Here is a 2424-nt window from a genome sequence, read left to right as displayed (position 1 = left end):
GGGGGGCGCGCATTTGTTAAAACCCCCCTGGCCCCCCCGGGCCCCGGCCCGGGTCCCCCGCGCCGTCGACCGGGTGCAGCGCCGCGCCGTGCTGTTCCACAAGGCGGCGGTGGAGGAGGCGCGGGCCAAGCTCCGCGCCACCTTCCCCGAGGCGACCGGCCCCGAATCCGGCTTCCTCGCCCGCGAGGCCGGAGCGGCGCTCGGGATCTCGCGAAAGTTCTCGATCCCGCTGCTGGAGCACCTCGACGCCACCGGCTTCACCCGCCGGGCCGGCGACCGGCGGGTGATCGTCGGGTAGGCCCTCGCCGGGGCTTGGCCGTCTCGGCGGGCGATCGGAAGAGGCCGCGCCGCGGCGGGTCCGGCGATCGCGTCGGCGAGGGAGGCGGTGTCCTGGGCGATGCCGGAGGAGCGGCTCGAGCCCCGGTCCAGAGCAGGAGCATGCCGACGACGGAGAGGCCGTCCACGGCAGCGACGCGGTGCTGGTGCATCGGCCGCCGCGCGGTCGAGGCCGGTTCCGCCGGACTGCTCCGCGAGCCGCCGGTGCGGCGTCGCGTGCCGGAACTCGCATGCCCCGGCTGCCATTCCGCTCCTATCCCGAGGCCGCGCGACCGCGCGCCGCCTGCCGCTCACGCTTCTCCGGATAGACCTTCATGCAGCTTCTTCGACGCGACCTCGCCGCGGCCGCCATCCTCCTCCTCGGGACCGTCTCCGGCCATGCCCAAGGCAAGCCCCTTACCCAAGGCAAGCCCCTGCCCGCGCCGTCGAGCTCCGTGATGCCGCCGGTCGAGCTGACGATCACCGCCGAGAACGGCAAGCCGGTCTGCGCCCCGGCGGAGCTGCGCCTGCCCGCTAACACCGACGTCGCCCTGCACGTGGTCAGCCACGCCGACACGCCGGTGACGATCACCGCGGACGGCCTGTTCGAGAACGGCCACGTGCTCCACGCCGACGGCGACCTCGTGCACGTCGCCAGCGAGAAGGGCTACCTGGTCAAGCGCGACGGCCAGGGCACCCTGCGCGTGCGGACGCTCGAGGCCGGAAACCACGACTTCGCCTGCACCAGCACCGCCAACAAGAACGCGCCGTTCGTGGGCAAGCTCGTGCTCACGTCGCCGGCGAACTGACCGAGTCGGGCGGCAGGGCGCGGGCGGGCGGAGACGGCATCACCGGAATTCAGCCTTAATTTTGCGTTACGAATTCAATCGGAATTCAACAGGTGTTGCAGACGGGACCTTTCGATCGGTCCCGTAGGATCGTATTCGATCCCTGCTAGCCCGAACGCTCCGATGGTGCCCGTGCCGAACACCGTGTCCGCCCGCCGCGTCACGAAACCCCTGCGGGGCTTGATTCGCGGCGTCGCGCTGCTCACCGGGCTGTTCGTCCTGCCGAGCGCGGTGCTCGCCTACGCCGACCTCCTCCCGGCTCCGTTCGATTTCGGCTTCCACGGCGCGGGCGCCGAGATCGACCTGCCGCACGTCGCCCGGCAGATCGCCATCGGCGCGCCGCTGCGCATCGTCGCCTTCGGCTCGTCCTCCACCGAGGGCATCGGCGCCAGCACGCCGGCCAACGCCTACCCCGCCCGCCTGCAGGCGGACCTGCGCGCCGCCCTGCCGAGCGTCGCCGCCAGCATCACGGTGCTGAACCGCGGCATCGGCGGCGAGCACGTCGACGACATGCTGCGCCGCCTCGACCGCGACGTGATCGCCGCCGAGCCGCAGCTCGTGATCTGGCAGACCGGCAGCAACGACCCCCTGCGCGGCGTATCCATCGAGCATTTCCGCGAGGCGACGGTGAGCGCCGTGCGCCGCATGCAGGAGGCCGGCATCGACGTGGTTCTGATGGAGCCGCAATGGTGCCCGAAGCTCGACGCAACCCCCGGCTCAGACCGCTTCCGCGACGCCGTGCGCGAGATCGGCGACGAACTCGACGTGCCGGTGATCCGCCGCGCCGACCTGATGCGCGGCTGGATCCGCGACGGCAAGCTGACCCACAACCAGCTCTTCTCCGCCGACGGCCTCCACATGGCCGACCGCGGCTACGCGATGCTCGCCAAGGCGGCAGCCGCCGCGATCATCGAGGATGCCGGCCGCGTCCAGGTCACCGAGGCGGTCGCCGAGTAAGGGCGGAGCTTCAGCGCTTCGGGTCGCCGCCCGGCCTGCCGACCCGATCCCATTGCGCCTTCGCCTCGGCCGCCGGCTTCGTCAGCAGCACCTTTCCGTCCACCGTGCCGATCCACGCGATCGGGATGACGTGAGGCCGCCCGCCGGCATCCCGGTCGGTCCCGGCCAGGACGATGGTCCCGTCCTCGACCTTGTCGACCGTGCCCACATGCGCCCCGTCCGCGCCGACCACCTCCATGTGCGCGGTGACGCGGGCGGCTCCCGCCACCGGCGTGGTCTGCGCGAAGGCCGCGGGCGCGAGCAG

At 72.4% G+C, this 2424-nt stretch carries 4 protein-coding genes; 3 read left to right on the top strand and 1 reads right to left on the bottom strand.

The annotated features are described in order from the left end of the window. The 3 genes from FV222_RS23245 to FV222_RS23235 all read left to right on the top strand — a co-directional run. The coding region (locus FV222_RS23245; RefSeq protein WP_187277443.1) for a SelB C-terminal domain-containing protein at positions 1-298 on the top strand (298 nt) is incomplete at its 5' end. A gap of 352 nt (positions 299-650) precedes the next feature. Further along, complete coding sequence (locus FV222_RS23240) at positions 651-1124, top strand: anaerobic typically selenocysteine-containing protein (RefSeq protein ID WP_147764378.1); 474 nt, start codon at positions 651-653, stop codon at positions 1122-1124. Between the two features lie 210 nt (positions 1125-1334). Further along, on the top strand, positions 1335-2120 hold the full coding sequence (locus tag FV222_RS23235) for a GDSL-type esterase/lipase family protein (RefSeq protein WP_246685621.1): 786 nt from the start codon (positions 1335-1337) through the stop codon (positions 2118-2120). A 10-nt stretch (positions 2121-2130) separates the two neighbouring features. On the opposite strand, the gene FV222_RS23230 is transcribed toward FV222_RS23235, so the two are convergent. Then, on the bottom strand, positions 2131-2424 hold a 294-nt coding region (locus tag FV222_RS23230), incomplete at its 5' end, for a DUF2171 domain-containing protein (protein WP_147815746.1).

Origin of the sequence: Methylobacterium sp. WL103 (genome assembly GCF_008039885.1) — a bacterium.
GTDB classification, from domain to species: domain Bacteria; phylum Pseudomonadota; class Alphaproteobacteria; order Rhizobiales; family Beijerinckiaceae; genus Methylobacterium; species Methylobacterium cerastii.
This window is presented reverse-complemented; position numbering and strand designations above follow the sequence as displayed.